Below are 20,878 nucleotides of genomic sequence, written 5' to 3' on the forward strand. Positions count from 1 at the left end.
CAATGTTGAATTTTGAAAAGCTGAAAGACGGTAAACAGCTGAACGGACTTGCGCTAGCTTATATGGGTGATGCCATTTTTGAAGTATATGTGAGGCATCACCTCCTCCAAACGGGGGCGACAAAACCAAATGAGCTGCACAAACGAGCAAGCAAAATTGTTTCAGCTAAATCACAGGCTGCTATTTTATTTACGCTTCAGCAGCAAGGCTTTTTCACTGAAGCAGAAGAAGCGGTGCTGAAAAGAGGAAGAAACGCAAAATCAGGCACAGTGCCTAAAAACACGGACGTTCAAACGTATCGTTATAGTACAGCGTTTGAAGCGCTCATGGGTTATTTATTTATCGAAAAGCAGGACGAACGCTTAGAAGAGCTGATTGGTCAGGCGATTGAAATCGGAACATCAGGGAGGAAGACAAATGAGTCAGCAACATGATTATGTCATTGGGAAAAATGCAGTGATTGAGACACTGAAGTCAGATCGGGAGTTATACAAGCTCTGGATGGCAGAAAACACTGTAAAAGGACAAGCCCAGCAGGTCATTGAACTCGCTAAAAAGCAAAATATCACCATTCAGTATGTTCCGAGGAAAAAGCTTGATCAAATGGTTACAGGTCAGCACCAGGGAATCGTTGCACAAGTAGCAGCATATGAATATGCAGAATTGGACGATCTGTATCAAATCGCTGAAAAGCGCAATGAGCAGCCATTCTTTCTGATTTTAGATGAAATTGAAGATCCGCATAATTTAGGATCGATTATGCGTACGGCAGATGCTGTAGGGGCACACGGGATTGTCATTCCAAAAAGGAGAGCGGTCGGTCTAACAACAACAGTTGCTAAGGCATCCACTGGAGCAATTGAGCATATTCCTGTTGCAAAAGTGACCAATCTTTCAAGAGCCCTTGATGAAATGAAAGAAAGAGGAATCTGGGTTGCGGGAACAGATGCGTCTGCTAAACAGGATTACAGACAATTTGATGGTACAATGCCGCTGGCTCTTGTGATTGGCAGTGAAGGTAAAGGAATTGGCCGATTGATTAAGGAAAAGTGTGATTTTCTAATTAAACTGCCTATGGCCGGGAAGGTTACTTCTTTAAATGCATCAGTTGCCGCTGGTCTATTGATGTATGAAGTGTATCGAAAACGTTATCCGTTAGGAGAATAGAGATGGATATCCTCTTAGTCGATGGATACAACATGATAGGTGCATGGCCTCAGCTGCAGCACTTAAAGGAAAACAGCTTTGAAGAAGCCAGAGACGTGCTGATTCAACATTTAGCAGAATATCAAGCATACACAGGGTATCGAGTCATTGTCGTATTCGATGCCCATATGGTCAAAGGAATTGAAAAGAAGCGGACCAATCACCGAGTAGAGGTCATCTTTACGAGAGAGAATGAAACGGCGGATGAGCGGATTGAAAAGCTGGCGCAGGATTTGAATAATATTCGGACGCAAATTCATGTGGCAACCTCAGATTTTACGGAACAATGGGCTATTTTTGGACAAGGAGCTCTTCGGAAGTCGGCTCGTGAGCTTTTAAGAGAGATTGAAGTGATAGAACGAAAGATTGAAACGAGAGTCAAAAAGATTACTTCTGATAAACCAGCATCTAAGATTGAATTGTCAGAAGATGTATTGAAAACGTTTGAAAAATGGCGGCGCGGGAATCTGGAATAGCTTGACGATATTTCAACCATTAATGTATAATATTTCTATCTAGGTGCGGTCGGGGGGATCGAAGTGAATCTAAACAACAGCAAGGGTAAGTCCATCAGAGAGCAATTTTGCCAGTTGGAAGATGAACAAGTCATTGAAAGGGTTCATGTCGGAGATAGTGATGCGCTAGATTATTTAATAACGAAATACCGCAATTTTGTACGTGCGAAAGCAAGATCTTATTTCTTGATAGGAGCGGATCGAGAGGACATTGTCCAAGAGGGAATGATCGGACTTTATAAGTCTATCCGTGATTTCAGAGAGGACAAGCTTACTTCATTTAAGGCTTTTGCAGAGTTATGTATTACCCGCCAAATTATCACCGCAATTAAAACAGCTACTCGCCAAAAACATATCCCGTTAAATTCCTATGTATCATTAGACAAGCCGATCTACGATGAAGAATCGGACAGAACATTATTGGATGTCATTTCCGGTGCTAAAGCGCTTAACCCAGAAGACTTAATCATTAGCAAAGAAGAATTTGATGATATCGAAATGAAGATGGGTGAACTGCTTAGCGAGCTGGAAAGAAAGGTACTTGTGCTTTATCTTGATGGCAGATCCTATCAAGAGATTTCTGAAGATTTAAACCGTCATGTGAAATCAATTGATAACGCACTCCAAAGAGTAAAGAGAAAATTAGAGAAATATTTAGAGCTTCGCGAGATTAGTCTCTAATCAAACCTATATTGACAGCTTTTTCGACACTGTGATAAGGTACTAATGAAATGATGTCGAGAAAATAGGTGTTAATATGAGGAAAAAGATTACTCTAGCCTGTAAAGACTGCGGAAGCCGCAATTATACGACAATGAAAAGTGTTGCTTCAGCAGCTGAAAGATTAGAAGTTAAGAAATATTGCAAGACTTGTAATTCACATAAAACACATTTAGAAACGAAGTAAGATTTGCGTTCTTTATTCTGTGGAGGTCTTTTACATGCGTATTATCAGTTTCTTAAAAAGTGTCGGAAAAGAAATGAAAAAGGTCAGCTGGCCAAAGAAGAACGAAATGGTCCGCTACACAATCACTGTTATTTTAACAGTCGTATTCTTTGCCATCTTTTTCTCTTTTCTTGATATAGGAATCTCACAATTAATCGAATTAATTCATTAATACTTGAATAATGGTCTGCTGAACGTGCTATAATAGATCATAATATGACTTGCCAAAAAACCCGTTTTACGGGTTTTTTCAATTGCTTGAAAATATTTACCGGTACTCGAGATTCGTCAAATAGACATTATGAAATGTGGGGAGGGAAGGACTAAATAGTCCTGAACGAAAATGGAAAAGAATTGGTATGTTGTGCATACGTACTCTGGCTATGAAAACAAAGTAAAAGCGAACTTGGAAAAGCGTGTTGAATCAATGGGCATGCAGGATAAAATCTTCCGTGTCGTCGTACCAGAAGAAGAAGAAACGGATATTAAAAATGGTAAGAAAAAAGTCGTCAAAAAGAAAGTATTCCCTGGCTATGTCCTAGTGGAAATCGTGATGACTGACGACTCTTGGTATGTTGTTCGGAATACACCGGGTGTCACTGGATTCGTTGGATCAGCTGGATCAGGCTCAAAGCCAACTGCGCTGCTGCCAGGCGAAGCTGAAACCATTCTGAAGAGAATGGGTCTTGAAGAACGCAAAACAGAAATCGACTTTGAACTCAAAGAAACAGTTAAGGTCATCGATGGACCGTTTGCTAACTTCACTGGCTCTATTGAAGAAATTGATTACGATAAAAGCAAAGTCAAAGTATTCGTTAATATGTTTGGTAGAGAAACACCTGTTGAACTTGAGTTCACGCAGATCGATAAATTGTAATTTAAAAGAGCTTGAAATGAGTGTATAGAAGTGGTAATATAGCAAAGGTACGTCTTGAGTTCACTCAAGATCGCTAGCTAGTTATTTCGTCATTCATATAAAGAATGAAGTTGTTGAGTGGGAGGGGGATTCCCCTATTACCACATCACGGACTTTAAGGAGGTGTGTCTCGTGGCTAAAAAAGTAGTTAAAGTTGTTAAATTGCAAATTCCTGCTGGAAAAGCTAACCCAGCTCCACCAGTTGGACCTGCACTAGGTCAAGCCGGTGTTAATATCATGGGATTCTGTAAGGAGTTTAACGCTCGTACAGCTGACCAAGCTGGTCTTATCATTCCTGTTGAAATTTCGGTTTTTGAAGACCGTTCATTTACATTTATTACTAAAACTCCACCTGCTGCAGTTTTACTTAAAAAAGCAGCTGGTATTGAGTCTGGTTCTGGTGAACCTAACCGTAATAAAGTGGCAACTGTTAAGCGTGATAAAGTACGCGAAATCGCGGAAACAAAAATGCCTGACTTAAACGCTGCTAGCGTTGAATCAGCTATGCGCATGGTTGAAGGTACTGCACGCAGTATGGGTATTGTCATCGAAGATTAATTTTTTGTCTTGTTGGGTTGCGAGTTTGGTTTTGACAAGTTCGCAACCCTTATTCGTGGGAGGTTATTCCGCTAAAACCACATAAGGAGGATTTTTATAATGGCTAAAAAAGGTAAAAAGTATGTAGAAGCTGCTAAGCTGATCGAACGTACTAAAGCGTATGATGTAGCTGAAGCTGTTTCTCTTACAAAAAAAGCAAATACAGCGAAATTTGATGCGACTGTAGAAGTTGCTTTTCGTTTGGGCGTAGACCCTCGTAAAAACGATCAACAAATCCGCGGTGCAGTTGTACTTCCTAACGGAACTGGTAAAACTCAACGCGTTCTTGTGTTCGCTAAAGGCGAAAAAGCAAAAGAAGCAGAAGCTGCTGGAGCAGACTACGTTGGAGATTCTGATTACATCACTAAAATCCAACAAGGTTGGTTCGATTTCGATGTAATCGTTGCGACACCTGACATGATGGGTGAAGTTGGTAAGATCGGTCGTGTACTTGGACCAAAAGGTCTTATGCCAAACCCTAAAACAGGAACTGTAACGTTTGAAGTTGAAAAAGCAATCAATGAAATCAAAGCTGGTAAAGTAGAATACCGCGTTGATAAAGCTGGTAACATCCACGCGCCAATCGGAAAGGTTTCTTTCGAGGACGAAAAGCTTGTTGAGAACTTTGCAACAATCTATGACACAATCCTTAAAGCAAAACCTGCAGCGGCTAAAGGTGTATACGTGAAAAACGTTTCTGTTACATCTACTATGGGCCCTGGCGTGAAAGTGGATCCATCTTCTTTCTCTGCAAAATAATTCTTGACTTATGACAACCATTTTGATAATATCAAAATGTTGTAAAATAGAATAATGTCCATTTATACCGTAGACAGCAGGGGCCTTATGGCTTAATTAACCCGCCGAGGTGTATATGTCACAGTCTTACGTTAACGTATGCTTGTATATACAGCCTCCATGTCTTAATGGAGGCTTTTTATATGGAGAACCGTTCGTTAGGAACGTGATGGCCTGATCGGTATAAGTGTTACACAAAGAATGTACAGGAGGTGTAACCATGAGCAATGCAATCGATACTAAAAAAGTTGTCGTTGATGAAATTACTTCTAAATTTAAAGATAGTATGTCTACTGTCATTGTAGATTACCGCGGTCTTTCAGTTTCTGAAGTGACTGAACTTCGTAAACAGCTTCGTGAAGCTGGCGTAGAATTCAAAGTTTACAAAAACACTTTGACTCGCCGTGCAGTTGAACAAGTTGAACTAACGGGTTTAAACGATTTCTTAACAGGTCCAAACGCTATCGCATTCAGTAACGAAGATGTTATCGCACCTGCGAAAATCATCAACGAATTTGCGAAAAGCCACGAAGCTTTAGAAATCAAAGCTGGTGTCATCGAAGGAAACGTAGCGACTGTAGAAGAAGTGAAGGCTCTTGCGGAACTTCCGTCTCGCGAAGGCTTACTTTCTATGTTGCTTAGCGTTCTTCAAGCTCCAGTTCGTAACCTTGCTCTTGCTACTAAAGCAGTTGCAGAACAAAAAGAAGAACAAGGCGCTTAATGCCTACTTTACGTTTACGTAAAAAAACTTAAAATGGAGGAATTACAAATGGCTTTAAATATCGAAGAAATCATTGCTTCAGTTAAAGAAGCAACTGTACTTGAGTTAAACGACTTAGTAAAAGCAATCGAAGAAGAATTTGGCGTAACTGCTGCTGCTCCTGTAGCTGTAGCTGCTGGTGGCGGTGCTGCTGCTGAAGAAAAAACTGATTTTGATCTAGTACTTGCTGGTGCTGGAGACCAAAAAATCAAAGTTATCAAAGTGGTTCGTGAAATCACTGGTCTTGGCTTGAAAGAAGCTAAAGAACTTGTTGACAACACTCCAAAACCACTTAAAGAAGGTATTGCTAAAGAAGAAGCTGAAGAACTTAAAGCTAAGCTTGAAGAAGTTGGCGCTTCTGTAGAAGTTAAGTAATCTTCGCCTAATCTTTTGGGAAAGCTCGCTTTTACTGGCGGGCTTTTTCTTTTCTAATCTCCTGAAACGATTGAATCCAGAGGAGGTCCATTCACCATGAGTGACCACTATTATACGGAAAAGCCATCAGTGAAAAGCAATAAACAGACATGGGACTTCACCTTGAGAAACCGTACCTTTACTTTTACAAGTGACAGTGGAGTGTTTTCTAAGAAAGAAGTCGACTTTGGTTCAAGGCTTTTAATTGAAGCTTTCGAAGAACCTGACTTGGATGGCGATGTCTTAGATGTCGGTTGCGGTTATGGACCGATCGGCTTATCGTTAGCAAACGAAATGACTAGCCGTACCATTCATATGATTGATGTGAACGAAAGAGCAGTCGAACTTTCAAAGGAAAACGCTAAACATAATCGCATTGATAATGTTCGCATTTATCAAAGTGATTTGTTCTCGAATGTTCATTCCTCAGCTGCTTTTGCCTCTATACTGACCAATCCCCCAATACGGGCAGGGAAGAAAGTTGTGCATGCGATCTTTGAAAAAAGTGCTGATCATTTATTGCCAGAAGGTGAGTTGTGGGTGGTTATTCAGAAAAAGCAAGGTGGGCCATCTGCAATTGAGAAATTAGAGCAGCTCTTTGGAGAAGTCGAGGTTGTGCTGAAAAAAAAGGGCTACTATATAATCAAAGCTAAAAAAGTTTGACGCAGTTTCCTAGCTGTGTTAACATTATAAAATGCCAATGTGTATATTTTGCTTGATAGGCTTAAAAAACAACTATTTTGTATAAATTATGCATACTTGGGAAAACTAATAAAATCGGTATTTGTTTTTGGATGTGGTTTTCTTATTTTAGAAACCCTTTTTTCTTTTGTCTTGTAAAAGTATTTCTTTACTGACATTTGAAAGACAGAAATACTTTTTACACATATAATACGCATGATTTGAGGGGTGAATCAGTTGACAGGTCAACTAGTTCAGTATGGACGACACCGCCAGCGCAGAAGCTACGCACGCATAAGCGAAGTGTTAGAATTACCAAATCTCATTGAAATTCAAACCTCTTCTTATCAGTGGTTTCTTGATGAGGGTCTTAGAGAGATGTTTCAAGATATATCCCCAATTGAGGATTTTACTGGTAACCTTTCTCTTGAATTCATTGATTACAGCCTAGGGGATCCTAAGTATCCTGTAGCAGAATCAAAAGAACGTGATGTAACTTACTCTGCTCCACTAAGAGTAAAAGTTCGTTTAATTAACAAAGAAACTGGAGAAGTAAAAGACCAAGATGTGTTCATGGGTGATTTCCCAATCATGACAGACACAGGTACTTTTATCATTAATGGTGCGGAACGTGTAATCGTTTCTCAGTTAGTGCGTTCTCCAAGTGTATATTTCAGTGGTAAAGTAGACAAAAACGGTAAAAAAGGTTTTACTGCGACTGTCATTCCAAACCGTGGCGCATGGTTAGAATACGAAACTGATGCGAAGGATGTAGTCTATGTACGCATCGATCGCACACGTAAGTTGCCGGTTACGGTTCTTTTGCGTGCTCTCGGCTTCAGCTCTGATCAAGAGATTCTTGACCTCATTGGCGAGAATGAATACTTACGCAACACGCTGGAAAAAGACAATACAGAGAATGCGGATAAAGCACTTCTCGAAATCTACGAGCGCCTCCGCCCTGGAGAGCCGCCAACTGTTGAAAATGCGAAAAGCTTGCTAGACTCTCGCTTCTTCGATCCGAAGAGATATGACCTAGCAAATGTTGGACGCTACAAGATTAATAAGAAGCTTCATATTAAAAATAGACTGTTCAATCAAAAATTGGCTGAAACGTTAGTTGACCCTGAAACAGGTGAAATTCTAGCAGAAAAAGGTCAAATTTTAGACAGAAGAGTTCTTGATAAAGTTCTTCCATACTTAGAAAACGGCATCGGATTTAGAAAGCTATATCCTAATGGTGGCGTAGTAGAAGATGAAGTAGAACTTCAATCTATTAAGATTTATGCACCGTCTGATCAAGAAGGCGAGCAAGTGATCAACGTGATTGGAAATGCATATGTAGAGGAAGCTGTGAAAAATATCACGCCTTCTGACATCATTGCATCAATCAGTTACTTCTTCAACCTTCTTCATGGTGTAGGTGACACAGATGATATCGACCACCTTGGTAACCGTCGTCTGCGTTCCGTAGGTGAACTTCTGCAAAACCAATTCCGTATTGGTTTAAGCAGAATGGAGCGTGTTGTTCGTGAAAGAATGTCAATTCAAGACACAAACACAATCACACCTCAGCAGCTGATCAACATTCGTCCTGTGATCGCTTCTATCAAAGAGTTCTTTGGTAGTTCTCAGCTATCTCAGTTCATGGATCAAACAAACCCGCTTGCTGAATTGACGCACAAACGTCGTCTGTCAGCGCTTGGACCGGGTGGTTTGACACGTGAGCGTGCAGGAATGGAAGTTCGTGACGTTCACTACTCTCACTATGGTCGTATGTGTCCGATTGAAACACCAGAGGGTCCAAACATTGGTTTGATCAACTCTCTATCTTCATTCGCAAAAGTGAATCGCTTCGGATTTATCGAAACACCTTACCGCCGGGTTGATCCTGAAACTGGTAAAGTGACACCGAGAATCGATTACTTAACTGCTGATGAAGAGGATAACTACGTAGTAGCACAAGCGAACGCTATATTAGGTGAAGATGGTTCGTTTATTGATGATAATATCATTGCTCGTTTCAGAGGGGAAAACACCGTTGTTCCTCGAAACCGCGTTGACTACATGGACGTTTCGCCAAAGCAGGTTGTTTCTGCAGCGACAGCATGTATCCCATTCTTAGAAAACGATGACTCTAACCGTGCTCTAATGGGAGCGAACATGCAGCGTCAGGCTGTGCCTTTGATGCAGCCAGAATCACCGATTGTTGGTACAGGTATGGAGTACGTATCAGGTAAAGACTCTGGTGCTGCTGTCATCTGCCGCTACCCAGGTGTTGTAGAACGCGTAGAAGCAAAAAATATTTGGGTTCGCCGTTATGAAGACGTTGACGGACAACAAGTCAAAGGAAACCTAGACAAATACAGCTTGCTGAAATTTGTCCGCTCTAACCAAGGGACTTGCTACAACCAGCGTCCTATCGTAAGTGTTGGAGATGAAGTCGTTAAAGGAGAAATCCTTGCAGACGGACCTTCTATGGAAAAAGGTGAATTGGCTCTAGGACGTAACGTTATGGTCGGATTCATGACTTGGGACGGTTACAACTACGAGGATGCGATCATCATGAGTGAGCGCCTTGTAAAAGATGACGTCTACACGTCTATTCATATTGAAGAATATGAATCAGAAGCTCGTGATACAAAGCTTGGACCAGAAGAAATCACTCGTGATATTCCAAACGTTGGGGAAGATGCTTTACGCAACCTTGACGAGCGCGGAATCATCCGTATTGGTGCAGAAGTAAAAGACGGAGATCTTCTTGTAGGGAAAGTAACGCCTAAAGGTGTAACAGAACTAACAGCTGAAGAACGTCTATTACATGCAATCTTCGGTGAAAAGGCTCGTGAAGTGCGTGATACGTCTCTACGTGTTCCACACGGCGGCGGCGGAATTATCCACGATGTAAAAGTCTTTAACCGTGAAGATGGAGATGAATTGCCTCCAGGTGTAAACCAGTTAGTCCGCGTATACATCGTTCAGAAGCGTAAAATTTCTGAAGGTGACAAAATGGCCGGACGACATGGTAACAAAGGGGTTATCTCTAAAATCCTTCCAGAAGAAGATATGCCGTATCTTCCAGACGGAACACCGATCGATATCATGTTGAACCCACTAGGGGTACCATCTCGTATGAACATCGGTCAGGTACTTGAGCTTCATATGGGTATGGCTGCACGTTACCTTGGCATCCACATTGCGTCACCAGTATTTGATGGTGCGCGCGAGGAAGATGTTTGGGAAACGCTTGAAGAAGCAGGTATGTCTCGTGATGCGAAAACAGTCCTTTATGATGGTCGAACTGGTGAACCATTCGACAACCGTGTATCTGTCGGAATCATGTACATGATCAAACTGGCTCACATGGTTGACGATAAACTTCACGCTCGTTCAACTGGACCATACTCACTTGTTACGCAGCAGCCACTTGGCGGTAAAGCACAGTTTGGTGGTCAGCGTTTCGGAGAGATGGAAGTATGGGCACTTGAAGCTTACGGTGCAGCATATACACTTCAAGAGATCTTAACAGTTAAATCGGATGACGTTGTGGGTCGTGTGAAAACATACGAAGCCATCGTCAAAGGGGATAACGTACCTGAACCAGGTGTCCCTGAATCATTCAAAGTGTTAATCAAAGAACTTCAAAGTTTAGGTATGGATGTGAAAATCCTATCTGGCGATGAAGAAGAGATAGAAATGAGAGATTTAGAAGACGATGAGGAAACGAAGAAAGCAGACGGATTAGCGTTATCTAATGACGAAGATGCTGCAGACCTCGCACCTGTCGATCTTGAACGTGACGCAGTCACAAAAGAATAGCAGAAACGATTAGAGCAAGTGACTAGGGTATAACCCGAAGATTAAAAGGGAGGTAGGCCCCTTGCTAGATGTGAACAATTTTGAGTATATGAACATCGGTCTCGCATCACCTGATAAAATCCGTTCTTGGTCTTTTGGTGAAGTGAAAAAGCCTGAAACGATTAACTATCGTACACTGAAACCTGAAAAAGATGGTCTCTTTTGTGAACGTATCTTCGGACCACAAAAAGACTGGGAATGTCATTGTGGGAAGTATAAACGCGTTCGGTATAAGGGTGTTGTATGTGACCGTTGTGGTGTAGAAGTAACACGGGCAAAAGTCCGTCGTGAGAGAATGGGGCATATCGAACTGGCTGCCCCAGTTTCCCACATTTGGTATTTCAAAGGTATCCCAAGCCGTATGGGTCTTGTTCTTGATATGTCACCACGTGCGTTAGAAGAAGTGATCTACTTCGCTTCTTACGTCGTGACAGATCCGGGCAACACACCGCTGGAGAAGAAACAACTTCTTTCTGAGAAAGAATTCCGTGCTTATTTAGATAAATACGGTAATACATTCCAAGCAGCTATGGGTGCAGAAGCAATCAACAAACTTCTTCAAGATATCGATCTTGTAAAAGAAGTAGATACACTGAAAGAAGAGCTGAAAACTGCTCAAGGACAGCGTCGTACACGTGCGATCAAACGCCTTGAGGTATTAGAAGCCTTCCGTAACTCAGGAAACAAACCATCTTGGATGATTCTTGATGTACTTCCGGTGATTCCGCCAGAATTACGTCCAATGGTTCAGCTTGATGGTGGACGTTTTGCTACTTCTGACTTGAACGACCTTTATCGTCGTGTCATCAACCGTAACAATCGTCTGAAGCGTTTATTAGATCTTGGCGCGCCAAGCATCATCGTTCAGAACGAGAAGCGTATGCTTCAAGAAGCTGTCGATGCCTTGATTGATAATGGACGTAGAGGCCGACCAGTAACAGGACCAGGAAATAGACCATTGAAATCTCTTTCTCACATGCTGAAAGGGAAACAAGGACGTTTCCGTCAAAACTTGCTTGGTAAACGTGTTGACTATTCTGGACGTTCCGTTATCGTCGTAGGACCACATTTGAAAATGTATCAGTGTGGACTTCCGAAAGAAATGGCTCTTGAATTATTCAAACCATTCGTGATGAAGGAGCTTGTTGAAAAAGGATTAGCTCACAACATCAAGAGTGCGAAGCGTAAAATTGAGCGCGTGCAGCCAGAAGTATGGGATGTTTTAGAATCAGTTATTCGTGAGCATCCAGTCTTACTAAACCGCGCACCGACTCTTCACAGACTTGGTATTCAAGCGTTTGAACCTACACTTGTGGAAGGACGCGCAATTCGTCTGCATCCACTTGTATGTACAGCCTACAACGCTGACTTTGACGGTGACCAAATGGCGGTTCACGTACCATTATCTGCTGAAGCTCAAGCTGAAGCTCGTATCTTAATGCTTGCTGCTCAAAACATTTTGAACCCGAAAGATGGAAAACCAGTTGTTACGCCATCTCAGGATATGGTGCTTGGTAACTACTACCTTACACTTGAGCGCAAAGGTGCTATCGGAGAAGGTATGGTCTTCAAAGATACTGACGAAGCCCTTCTTGCTTATCAAAATGGTTATGTGCATCTTCATACACGTGTAGCTGTTGCAGCTAGCTCGTTGAAGAATGTGACATTCACTGATGAACAGCGTTCTAAATTGTTGATTACAACAGTTGGAAAACTGATCTTTAACGAAATCTTACCGGAATCATTCCCATACATGAATGAACCGACAAAGAGCAATATTGAAGAAAAAACGCCTGATCGTTTCTTCCTTGAAAAAGGTGAGGATGTAAAAGCTGCGATCGAGAAACAAGAAATCAATGCACCGTTCAAAAAAGGTATTTTAGGTAAAATCATTGCAGAAATCTTTAAGAGATTCCATATCACTGAGACATCTAAAATGCTTGACCGCATGAAAAATCTTGGTTTCAGATACTCTACTAAAGCCGGTATTACGGTTGGTGTGTCTGATATCGTCGTATTAGATGATAAGCAGCAAATTCTTGAAGAAGCACAAGCAAAAGTAGATAACGTCATGAAGCAATTCAGACGTGGTTTGATTACTGAAGAAGAGCGTTATGAGAGAGTTATTTCAATCTGGAGTTCTTCTAAAGATGTCATCCAAGGTAAACTGATGAAGTCCCTTGATGAAGTCAACCCAATCTACATGATGAGTGACTCTGGAGCGCGTGGTAACGCATCTAACTTCACTCAGCTGGCTGGTATGCGTGGTCTGATGGCCAACCCGGCTGGACGTATCATTGAACTTCCGATTAAATCTAGTTTCCGTGAAGGTTTAACTGTATTGGAATACTTTATTTCCACTCACGGAGCGCGTAAAGGTCTTGCCGATACAGCCCTTAAAACGGCTGACTCAGGTTACCTCACGCGTCGTCTCGTTGACGTTGCACAGGATGTCATCATCCGTGAAACAGATTGCGGTACAGACCGTGGAATCTTGGCGAAGTCCATTAAAGAAGGAAATGAAATTATTGAGAAACTTGAAGAACGTCTAATCGGACGTTTTGCAAGAAAACCAATTGTTCATCCTGAAACAGGCGAAGTCATTGTAGCCGAAAACGAACTAATTGATGAAGATAAAGCACTTGAAGTAGTTGAAGCAGGAATTGAGGAAGTATGGATCCGTTCTGCATTTACATGTAACACGCCTCATGGTGTATGTAAACGATGCTACGGCCGTAACCTTGCAACTGGTACTGACGTTGAAGTCGGTGAAGCAGTTGGAATCATCGCTGCACAATCAATCGGTGAGCCAGGAACTCAGCTTACAATGCGTACGTTCCACACCGGTGGGGTAGCAGGAGACGATATCACTCAAGGTTTACCTCGTATCCAAGAGCTGTTTGAAGCGCGTAATCCGAAAGGGCAAGCCACAATTTCTGAAATTGATGGTGTCGTTGCAGAAATTAACGATGTTCGTGACAAGCAGCAGGAAATTGTGGTTCAAGGCGAAGTTGAAACTCGCTCTTACACAGCTCCTTACAATGCACGTCTAAAAGTTGTTGAAGGTGACAAAGTCACTCGTGGTCAAGTGCTTACAGAAGGTTCAATCGATCCGAAAGAACTTCTTAAAGTGACTGACATGACAGCTGTTCAAGAATATCTGCTTCATGAAGTACAAAAAGTATACCGTATGCAAGGGGTAGAAATCGGAGATAAGCACGTAGAGGTAATGGTTCGCCAAATGCTTCGTAAAGTGCGTGTCGCTGACGCAGGGGATACAGACGTATTACCAGGCACACTTCTTGATGTACATCAATTCACTGAAGCAAACAAAAAAGTACTATTCGAAGGCAAACGTCCTGCAACAGGCCGTCCAGTTCTTCTTGGTATTACAAAAGCTTCGCTTGAAACAGACTCATTCTTGTCTGCGGCATCCTTCCAAGAAACGACTCGTGTCCTAACAGATGCGGCGATCAAAGGAAAACGTGATGAACTGCTTGGCTTGAAAGAGAATGTTATCATTGGTAAACTTGTTCCTGCTGGAACGGGAATGCCAAACTACCGTAAAGTTAAGCCGGTTTCGCAAGTGCAGCCGTCTGACGACATGGTTCCTGTAGAGTAATCTTTCTCGTGAGATTCCTATAAAATCATCAAAAAATGGTGAAGGATGTCAAGATAATCTGTCATACGATATTGACATCCTTCTGCCATGATGATAATATAACCAAGGTGCTCAAAATAAAACCTGTTACTTTGGAGGATATTCGATGTCTTATGATAAAGTATCACAGGCTCAATCCATTATTATTGGTACGAAGCAAACAGTAAAAGCTCTGAAACGAGATTCAGTAAAGGAAGTCGTCGTAGCGAAAGATGCTGATCCTGCTTTAACAGCTAGTGTATTGAAACTAGCGCAAGAGAAGGGTGTAGACATTTTAGTGGTAGATTCCATGAAAAAGCTCGGCAAGGCCTGCGGAATTGAAGTTGGGGCAGCAGCTGTTGCCATTATGTTATAGCGTACTTGTTTTGTTTTTGCATGTATAAAATGCAAAAGCATTGTTTTTTGCCTTTTGATGAACCACCTGGGTATGTGGGTTATAAAAAAAGTAATGAAGGGAGGAATAACAACATGCCTACAATTAATCAGCTAATACGCAAAGGACGCGTGAGTAAAGTTGAAAACTCAAAGTCACCTGCACTTAACAAAGGATACAACAGTTTCAAAAAAGAGCACACTAACGTAACATCTCCACAGAAGCGCGGGGTTTGTACTCGTGTCGGTACAATGACACCGAAAAAACCAAACTCAGCACTACGTAAATATGCTCGTGTACGTTTGTCTAACCTGATTGAGGTAACAGCTTACATTCCTGGTATCGGACATAACCTACAAGAGCACAGTGTAGTACTTATCCGTGGCGGACGTGTAAAAGACTTACCGGGTGTACGTTACCACATCGTTCGTGGTGCGCTTGATACTGCCGGAGTTGACGGTCGTATGCAAGGACGTTCTAAATACGGAACAAAACGCCCTAAACAAAGCAAATAATACAAACAAACATAAGGGTTTTTAGAAGTTGATATCAGATCAGTGGAGTCAGGTAACTGACAATGATATTGAGATGAGAGACAGATAGAAATCCTTTTAAAAGAGAAGGGAGGCTATTCAGATGCCACGTAAAGGTCCTGTAGCAAAAAGAGACGTATTGCCAGATCCAATTTACAATTCTAAACTTGTATCTCGTTTGATCAACAAAATGATGATCGACGGTAAAAGAGGAAAGTCACAAACAATCCTCTACAAGTCATTTGATATCATCAAAGAACGTACTGGTAATGAAGCGATGGAGGTTTTCGAACAAGCCTTGAAAAACATCATGCCAGTTCTTGAAGTTAAAGCACGTCGTGTAGGTGGAGCTAACTACCAAGTTCCTGTAGAAGTTCGCCCAGACCGTCGTACTACTTTAGGTCTTCGCTGGTTAGTAAACTATGCTCGTCTTCGTGGAGAAAAAACGATGGAAGAGCGTCTTGCTAACGAAATCCTTGACGCAGCTAACAACACTGGTGCTGCTGTTAAGAAACGTGAAGACACACACAAAATGGCAGAAGCGAACAAAGCATTCGCTCACTACCGCTGGTAGGATTTATACCAAACTAAAAAAACTATTCCCTAATGAGGAAGGAGAAATTACCCAATGGCAAGAGAGTTCTCCTTAGACAAAACTCGTAATATTGGTATCATGGCTCACATCGATGCCGGTAAAACGACAACGACTGAGCGTATCTTGTACTACACTGGTCGTATCCATAAAATTGGTGAAACTCACGAAGGAGCTTCACAAATGGACTGGATGGAGCAGGAGCAAGAACGTGGTATTACAATCACTTCTGCTGCTACTACAGCACAATGGAAAGGTTACCGTGTAAACATCATCGATACACCAGGACACGTAGACTTCACTGTTGAAGTTGAACGTTCTTTACGTGTACTTGATGGTGCGGTTGCTGTCCTTGATGCACAATCAGGTGTAGAGCCACAAACTGAAACAGTTTGGCGCCAAGCAACAACTTACGGAGTACCTCGTATCGTATTCGTTAACAAAATGGATAAAACCGGTGCGGACTTCCTATACTCTGTAAGCACATTAAGAGATCGTCTTCAAGCGAACGCTCATGCAATTCAATTGCCGATCGGCGCTGAAGATCAATTCGAAGGAATCATCGACCTTGTAGAAAACGTAGCATACTTCTACGAAGATGACCTTGGAACTCGCTCTGATGCTAAAGAAATCCCTGCTGAGTATAAAGACAAAGCTGAAGAGCTTCGCAGCAGCCTAATTGAAGCTGTCGCTGAGCTTGATGAAGAGCTTATGGAAAAATACCTTGAGGGTGAAGAAATTACAATTCCTGAATTGAAAGCTGCAATCCGTAAAGGAACGTTGAATGTTGAATTCTACCCAGTTCTTGTTGGATCTGCTTTCAAAAACAAAGGTGTTCAGCTTGTACTTGACGCTGTGCTTGACTACCTTCCTGCACCAACTGATGTTGCTGCAATCAAAGGTATCCTGCCAGATTCAAATGAAGAGGTTGTTCGTGAGTCTACTGATGACGCACCATTCGCAGCTCTTGCATTTAAAGTTATGACTGACCCTTATGTTGGAAAACTAACTTTCTTCCGCGTATATTCTGGAACACTTGATTCTGGTTCATACGTGAAGAACTCTTCTAAGAACAAGCGTGAACGTGTTGGACGTATCCTTCAAATGCACGCAAACAGCCGTGAAGAAATCTCTACTGTATACGCAGGGGATATCGCAGCAGCTGTAGGTCTTAAAGATACATCTACTGGTGACACTCTTTGTGACGAGAAAGATCTTGTTATCCTTGAGTCTATGGAATTCCCAGAGCCAGTTATCGATGTAGCTATCGAGCCTAAATCAAAGGCTGACCAAGATAAAATGGGTATCGCTTTAGCTAAACTAGCTGAAGAGGATCCAACATTCCGTACACAAACAAACCCTGAAACTGGTCAAACGATCATCTCTGGTATGGGTGAGCTTCACCTTGATATCATTGTTGACCGTATGAAGCGTGAGTTCAAGGTTGAAGCTAACGTAGGTGCTCCTCAAGTTGCGTACCGTGAAACATTCCGTTCTGGTGCAAAAGTTGAAGGTAAATTCGTACGTCAGTCTGGTGGACGCGGTCAGTTCGGACACGTTTGGATCGAATTCGAACCAAACGAAGAAGGCGCAGGCTTTGAATTTGAAAATGCAATCGTCGGTGGGGTTGTTCCACGTGAATACATCCCAGCAATTCAAGCAGGTCTTGAAGATTCACTTGAAAATGGTGTATTAGCTGGATTCCCATTAATCGACATCAAAGCAAAATTATTTGATGGATCTTACCACGATGTTGACTCGAACGAAATGGCGTTCAAAATTGCTGCATCTATGGCATTGAAAAATGCTGTCAGCAAATGTAACCCAGTTCTACTTGAGCCAATGATGAAAGTGGAAGTTGTTATCCCTGAAGAATACATGGGAGACATCATGGGTGATATCACATCTCGTCGTGGACGTGTAGAAGGTATGGAAGCTCGCGGTAACGCTCAAGTTGTTCGCGCTATGGTTCCACTTTCTGAAATGTTCGGATATGCAACTGCACTCCGTTCTAACACACAAGGACGCGGTACATTCACTATGCACATGGATCACTACGAAGAAGTGCCTAAGAGCATCAGTGAAGAAATCATCAAAAAAAATAAAGGTGAATAATTGATTTTGCCTTTAAACTAAAGTATAACTACTATTGAAGATCAGAAAGTGAGAGGTAACTCTTCACTTTCTATCACTCTATACCAAATACAATGAACCTTTAAGGAGGATTTTTAGAATGGCTAAAGAAAAATTCGACCGTTCCAAATCGCATGCTAACATTGGTACAATTGGACACGTTGACCATGGTAAAACAACTCTAACTGCTGCTATCTCAACAGTTCTTCATAAGAAATCTGGTAAAGGTACAGCTATGGCTTATGACCAAATCGATGGTGCTCCAGAAGAGCGCGAGCGTGGAATCACAATCTCAACTGCACACGTTGAGTATGAAACTGAATCTCGTCACTATGCACACGTAGACTGCCCAGGACACGCTGACTATGTTAAAAACATGATCACTGGTGCTGCTCAAATGGACGGCGCGATCTTAGTAGTATCTGCTGCTGACGGTCCAATGCCACAAACACGTGAGCACATCCTACTTTCTCGTAACGTAGGTGTACCATACATCGTAGTATTCCTTAACAAATGTGACATGGTTGACGATGAAGAGTTACTTGAACTTGTTGAAATGGAAGTTCGTGACCTTCTTTCTGACTATGACTTCCCTGGTGACGATGTACCAGTTATCAAAGGTTCTGCTCTTAAAGCTCTTGAAGGAGATGCTGATTACGAAGCTAAAATCTTTGAACTTATGGATGCGGTTGATGAGTACATCCCAACTCCAGAGCGTGACACTGAGAAGCCATTCATGATGCCAGTAGAGGACGTATTCTCAATCACTGGTCGTGGAACAGTTGCTACTGGTCGTGTTGAGCGTGGACAAGTTAAAGTCGGTGACGAAGTTGAAATCATCGGTCTTCAAGAAGAAAACGGTAAAACAACTGTTACAGGTGTTGAAATGTTCCGTAAACTTCTTGACTATGCTGAAGCTGGTGACAACATCGGTGCACTACTTCGTGGTGTATCTCGTGAAGATATCCAACGTGGTCAAGTACTTGCTAAACCAGGTACAATCACTCCGCATAGCCGTTTCAAAGCTGAAGTTTATGTACTTTCTAAAGAAGAGGGTGGACGTCATACTCCATTCTTCGCTAACTACCGTCCGCAGTTCTACTTCCGTACAACTGACGTAACTGGTATCGTACATCTTCCAGAAGGTACTGAAATGGTAATGCCAGGCGATAACACTGAGATGGAAGTTGAACTTATCTCTACTATCGCTATCGAAGAAGGAACTCGTTTCTCTATCCGTGAGGGTGGACGTACTGTAGGTTCTGGCGTCGTTTCAACTATCATTAAGTAATTAAACATACAAAAGAGACTCCTTGCAAAAGGGTCTCTTTTTTTTGCTTTTCCAGATCAGAACGGCTACTATAAGCTATAGAATCTAAATGGAACCGAGAGGATCGCTGGAATGGCAAAGACATATTTGAAAAAGTGGTTGATCGGCGGGATTGACCAATGGATTATGATGAAAGAAGATGAGATGAGTGAAAAAAAGCCCGTACTCTTATTTTTACACGGTGGGCCCGGCTCAGCTCAAATCAGTTATATTGATTCCTTTCACGAGGAACTTGATCAGGACTTTACAGTTGTCCATTGGGATCAGCGAGGCGCAGGACTTTCCTATCAAGAGAATCTTCCGGATGCATCGATGACCATTCAGCAATTTATAGAAGACACGATTGAACTGACTGAGAAGCTCCTATCACATCTAGGTCACTCAAAATTGTATATCGCAGGATACTCGTGGGGATCGTTAATTGCCATACAAGCAGTACATAAGCGTCCAGATCTTTATCATGCTTATTATGGGATTAGTCAGGTAGTAGATGTGTTTAAGGAAGATATCGTTTCGTACGAGCTTCTTATGAAGAAATACCATCGCAATCGGCTGTTTACTAGCTGTCTGCGATTACTGACGCCGCCTCCATGGAAACGGACATCAGCTCATGCCTTGTTCTCTCTATATAAAGAGTTTGCAAGCGTAGGTCTCACACATAGATGGAAGCCGGTTTTTCAAATGCTAAAAGGGTTTCTTTTTAGTAAGCAATATCGGCTGAAAGATAAATGGAAGTTCGTGAAAGGGCAGAAATTTAGTCAAGACAAGCTATGGGATCAGTTAATGAATGAGAGTATTCAATACCGAGTTTCTACTATATTAATACCGTGCTACTTTCTCATTGGTGATCACGACATGATTACCCCAGCTGCTGTATCAAAACCATATGTTGATCAATTAAAAGCACCCATCAAAGAATGGTTTACCTTTAAAGGCTCTGCCCATTCCCCGCACATCGAGGAGCCAGATGAATTTATACGTATCATCAGAAAGACTGCTATACATCATCTTCAGGGAAAGCTTGATTTATAGGCTGAATCCCTGTATAATATGAAAAGTGTGCAAATCATAAATTTATCCGATTTATTATTGCAACACGCAGGCCAATTTGGTACAATAGTGCATGTTGGTCTTTGACTGCGATGAAGTGAGAGGTTGCTGACACACCCGGCCGCTTTGCCATGGCGAGGTGATCAGGTTTTTCTCACGGAGAACTGTCTAACGTAAGTAGGCGAAAAGGAGGGAAAATAATGGCAAAACAAAAAATTCGTATTCGTTTAAAAGCATATGATCATAGAATTCTTGATCAATCTGCTGAGAAGATTGTTGAAACGGCTAAGCGTTCTGGTGCTAGTGTATCTGGTCCAATCCCGCTTCCAACTGAAAAATCAGTTTACACAATCCTTCGTGCGGTGCATAAGTACAAAGATTCTCGTGAGCAATTCGAGATGCGTACTCACAAACGTCTAATCGACATCGTGAATCCAACTCCACAAACAGTTGATGCACTTATGCGTTTAGATTTACCATCTGGTGTAGATATCGAAATCAAACTTTAATTCAAA

Annotated in this window: 21 protein-coding genes and 1 other annotated feature; all 21 genes read left to right on the plus strand. The window is 41.9% G+C overall.

What is annotated here, in order from left to right; all coding sequences use genetic code 11:
- Positions 1-2: 2 nt before the first annotated feature.
- The 21 genes from C9414_RS18170 to rpsJ all read left to right on the plus strand — a co-directional run bounded on the left by C9414_RS18170 (position 3) and on the right by rpsJ (position 20,872).
- Complete coding sequence (locus C9414_RS18170; protein ID WP_024425587.1) at positions 3-434, plus strand: Mini-ribonuclease 3; 432 nt, start codon at positions 3-5, stop codon at positions 432-434.
- Positions 418-1,167, plus strand: coding sequence for a 23S rRNA (guanosine(2251)-2'-O)-methyltransferase RlmB (gene rlmB, locus C9414_RS18175; protein WP_024425588.1), 750 nt, complete (start codon positions 418-420; stop codon positions 1,165-1,167). Before C9414_RS18170 ends, rlmB begins: the two co-directional genes overlap by 17 nt.
- 2 nt (positions 1,168-1,169) lie before the next feature.
- Positions 1,170-1,682, plus strand: a complete 513-nt coding sequence (gene rae1 / locus C9414_RS18180; RefSeq protein ID WP_024425589.1) for a ribosome-dependent mRNA decay endonuclease Rae1/YacP — start codon at positions 1,170-1,172, stop codon at positions 1,680-1,682.
- A gap of 63 nt (positions 1,683-1,745) precedes the next feature.
- Positions 1,746-2,402 carry an RNA polymerase sporulation sigma factor SigH gene (sigH, locus tag C9414_RS18185; RefSeq protein ID WP_008345424.1) on the plus strand — a complete coding sequence of 219 codons (657 nt, stop codon included), beginning with the start codon at positions 1,746-1,748 and terminating at the stop codon, positions 2,400-2,402.
- A gap of 76 nt (positions 2,403-2,478) precedes the next feature.
- Complete coding sequence (gene rpmG, locus C9414_RS18190) at positions 2,479-2,628, plus strand: 50S ribosomal protein L33 (protein ID WP_008356502.1); 150 nt, start codon at positions 2,479-2,481, stop codon at positions 2,626-2,628.
- 34 nt (positions 2,629-2,662) lie between these two features.
- On the plus strand, positions 2,663-2,839 hold the full coding sequence (gene secE, locus C9414_RS18195; protein WP_008345422.1) for a preprotein translocase subunit SecE: 177 nt from the start codon (positions 2,663-2,665) through the stop codon (positions 2,837-2,839).
- Positions 2,840-3,010: 171 nt separating this feature from the next.
- On the plus strand, positions 3,011-3,544 hold the full coding sequence (gene nusG, locus C9414_RS18200; RefSeq protein WP_003217197.1) for a transcription termination/antitermination protein NusG: 534 nt from the start codon (positions 3,011-3,013) through the stop codon (positions 3,542-3,544).
- A 171-nt stretch (positions 3,545-3,715) separates the two neighbouring features.
- Positions 3,716-4,141, plus strand: coding sequence for a 50S ribosomal protein L11 (gene rplK, locus C9414_RS18205; RefSeq protein ID WP_003216956.1), 426 nt, complete (start codon positions 3,716-3,718; stop codon positions 4,139-4,141).
- A gap of 99 nt (positions 4,142-4,240) precedes the next feature.
- The gene (rplA, locus tag C9414_RS18210; protein ID WP_003217271.1) at positions 4,241-4,939 is read left to right on the plus strand and encodes a 50S ribosomal protein L1; all 699 of its coding nucleotides are present in this window, start codon (positions 4,241-4,243) and stop codon (positions 4,937-4,939) included.
- Positions 4,940-4,988: 49 nt separating this feature from the next.
- Positions 4,989-5,129: a sequence feature (ribosomal protein L10 leader region), on the plus strand.
- Positions 5,130-5,198: 69 nt separating this feature from the next.
- On the plus strand, positions 5,199-5,699 hold the full coding sequence (rplJ, locus tag C9414_RS18215; RefSeq protein ID WP_041084739.1) for a 50S ribosomal protein L10: 501 nt from the start codon (positions 5,199-5,201) through the stop codon (positions 5,697-5,699).
- Between the two features lie 48 nt (positions 5,700-5,747).
- The gene (gene rplL, locus C9414_RS18220; RefSeq protein WP_008345418.1) at positions 5,748-6,113 is read left to right on the plus strand and encodes a 50S ribosomal protein L7/L12; all 366 of its coding nucleotides are present in this window, start codon (positions 5,748-5,750) and stop codon (positions 6,111-6,113) included.
- 96 nt (positions 6,114-6,209) lie between these two features.
- Positions 6,210-6,815: a class I SAM-dependent methyltransferase gene (locus C9414_RS18225; protein ID WP_024425591.1), complete on the plus strand. Its 606-nt coding sequence runs from the start codon at positions 6,210-6,212 to the stop codon at positions 6,813-6,815.
- Positions 6,816-7,070: 255 nt separating this feature from the next.
- The gene (rpoB, locus tag C9414_RS18230; protein WP_003217223.1) at positions 7,071-10,652 is read left to right on the plus strand and encodes a DNA-directed RNA polymerase subunit beta; all 3,582 of its coding nucleotides are present in this window, start codon (positions 7,071-7,073) and stop codon (positions 10,650-10,652) included.
- Between the two features lie 61 nt (positions 10,653-10,713).
- Complete coding sequence (gene rpoC / locus C9414_RS18235) at positions 10,714-14,313, plus strand: DNA-directed RNA polymerase subunit beta' (RefSeq protein WP_039175975.1); 3,600 nt, start codon at positions 10,714-10,716, stop codon at positions 14,311-14,313.
- Positions 14,314-14,458: 145 nt separating this feature from the next.
- Positions 14,459-14,707 (plus strand): 50S ribosomal protein L7ae-like protein, encoded by a 249-nt coding sequence (locus C9414_RS18240; RefSeq protein ID WP_024425593.1) that lies wholly within the window; start codon positions 14,459-14,461, stop codon positions 14,705-14,707.
- Between the two features lie 113 nt (positions 14,708-14,820).
- Entirely contained in the window at positions 14,821-15,240 is a 420-nt protein-coding gene (gene rpsL / locus C9414_RS18245) for a 30S ribosomal protein S12 (RefSeq protein WP_003216962.1), read from the plus strand.
- Positions 15,241-15,361: 121 nt separating this feature from the next.
- On the plus strand, positions 15,362-15,832 hold the full coding sequence (rpsG, locus tag C9414_RS18250; protein ID WP_003216884.1) for a 30S ribosomal protein S7: 471 nt from the start codon (positions 15,362-15,364) through the stop codon (positions 15,830-15,832).
- Between the two features lie 54 nt (positions 15,833-15,886).
- Positions 15,887-17,965 carry an elongation factor G gene (fusA, locus tag C9414_RS18255; RefSeq protein ID WP_039175978.1) on the plus strand — a complete coding sequence of 693 codons (2,079 nt, stop codon included), beginning with the start codon at positions 15,887-15,889 and terminating at the stop codon, positions 17,963-17,965.
- A gap of 118 nt (positions 17,966-18,083) precedes the next feature.
- Complete coding sequence (gene tuf / locus C9414_RS18260) at positions 18,084-19,274, plus strand: elongation factor Tu (protein WP_047203802.1); 1,191 nt, start codon at positions 18,084-18,086, stop codon at positions 19,272-19,274.
- Between the two features lie 111 nt (positions 19,275-19,385).
- The gene (locus C9414_RS18265; RefSeq protein WP_107164234.1) at positions 19,386-20,345 is read left to right on the plus strand and encodes an alpha/beta fold hydrolase; all 960 of its coding nucleotides are present in this window, start codon (positions 19,386-19,388) and stop codon (positions 20,343-20,345) included.
- Positions 20,346-20,563: 218 nt separating this feature from the next.
- A complete protein-coding gene (gene rpsJ, locus C9414_RS18270; RefSeq protein WP_003156464.1) occupies positions 20,564-20,872 on the plus strand; it encodes a 30S ribosomal protein S10 in 309 nt (102 codons plus the stop codon).
- The last annotated feature ends 6 nt before the right edge of the window (positions 20,873-20,878 follow it).

It is taken from the genome of Bacillus sp. Nf3 (assembly GCF_003028545.1).
GTDB lineage: Bacteria > Bacillota > Bacilli > Bacillales > Bacillaceae > Bacillus > Bacillus safensis.

Coding starts and splice junctions, on each gene's coding strand:
- rlmB (WP_024425588.1), top strand. CDS start 418: ATGAGTCAGCAACATGATTATGTCATTGGGAAAAATGCAGTGATTGAG.
- rpsG (WP_003216884.1), top strand. CDS start 15,362: ATGCCACGTAAAGGTCCTGTAGCAAAAAGAGACGTATTGCCAGATCCA.
- C9414_RS18225 (WP_024425591.1), top strand. CDS start 6,210: ATGAGTGACCACTATTATACGGAAAAGCCATCAGTGAAAAGCAATAAA.
- tuf (WP_047203802.1), top strand. CDS start 18,084: ATGGCTAAAGAAAAATTCGACCGTTCCAAATCGCATGCTAACATTGGT.
- rplL (WP_008345418.1), top strand. CDS start 5,748: ATGGCTTTAAATATCGAAGAAATCATTGCTTCAGTTAAAGAAGCAACT.
- rpsJ (WP_003156464.1), top strand. CDS start 20,564: ATGGCAAAACAAAAAATTCGTATTCGTTTAAAAGCATATGATCATAGA.
- rplJ (WP_041084739.1), top strand. CDS start 5,199: ATGAGCAATGCAATCGATACTAAAAAAGTTGTCGTTGATGAAATTACT.
- rpmG (WP_008356502.1), top strand. CDS start 2,479: ATGAGGAAAAAGATTACTCTAGCCTGTAAAGACTGCGGAAGCCGCAAT.
- C9414_RS18170 (WP_024425587.1), top strand. CDS start 3: ATGTTGAATTTTGAAAAGCTGAAAGACGGTAAACAGCTGAACGGACTT.
- C9414_RS18265 (WP_107164234.1), top strand. CDS start 19,386: ATGGCAAAGACATATTTGAAAAAGTGGTTGATCGGCGGGATTGACCAA.
- C9414_RS18240 (WP_024425593.1), top strand. CDS start 14,459: ATGTCTTATGATAAAGTATCACAGGCTCAATCCATTATTATTGGTACG.
- rae1 (WP_024425589.1), top strand. CDS start 1,170: ATGGATATCCTCTTAGTCGATGGATACAACATGATAGGTGCATGGCCT.
- nusG (WP_003217197.1), top strand. CDS start 3,011: ATGGAAAAGAATTGGTATGTTGTGCATACGTACTCTGGCTATGAAAAC.
- rpsL (WP_003216962.1), top strand. CDS start 14,821: ATGCCTACAATTAATCAGCTAATACGCAAAGGACGCGTGAGTAAAGTT.
- rplA (WP_003217271.1), top strand. CDS start 4,241: ATGGCTAAAAAAGGTAAAAAGTATGTAGAAGCTGCTAAGCTGATCGAA.
- secE (WP_008345422.1), top strand. CDS start 2,663: ATGCGTATTATCAGTTTCTTAAAAAGTGTCGGAAAAGAAATGAAAAAG.
- fusA (WP_039175978.1), top strand. CDS start 15,887: ATGGCAAGAGAGTTCTCCTTAGACAAAACTCGTAATATTGGTATCATG.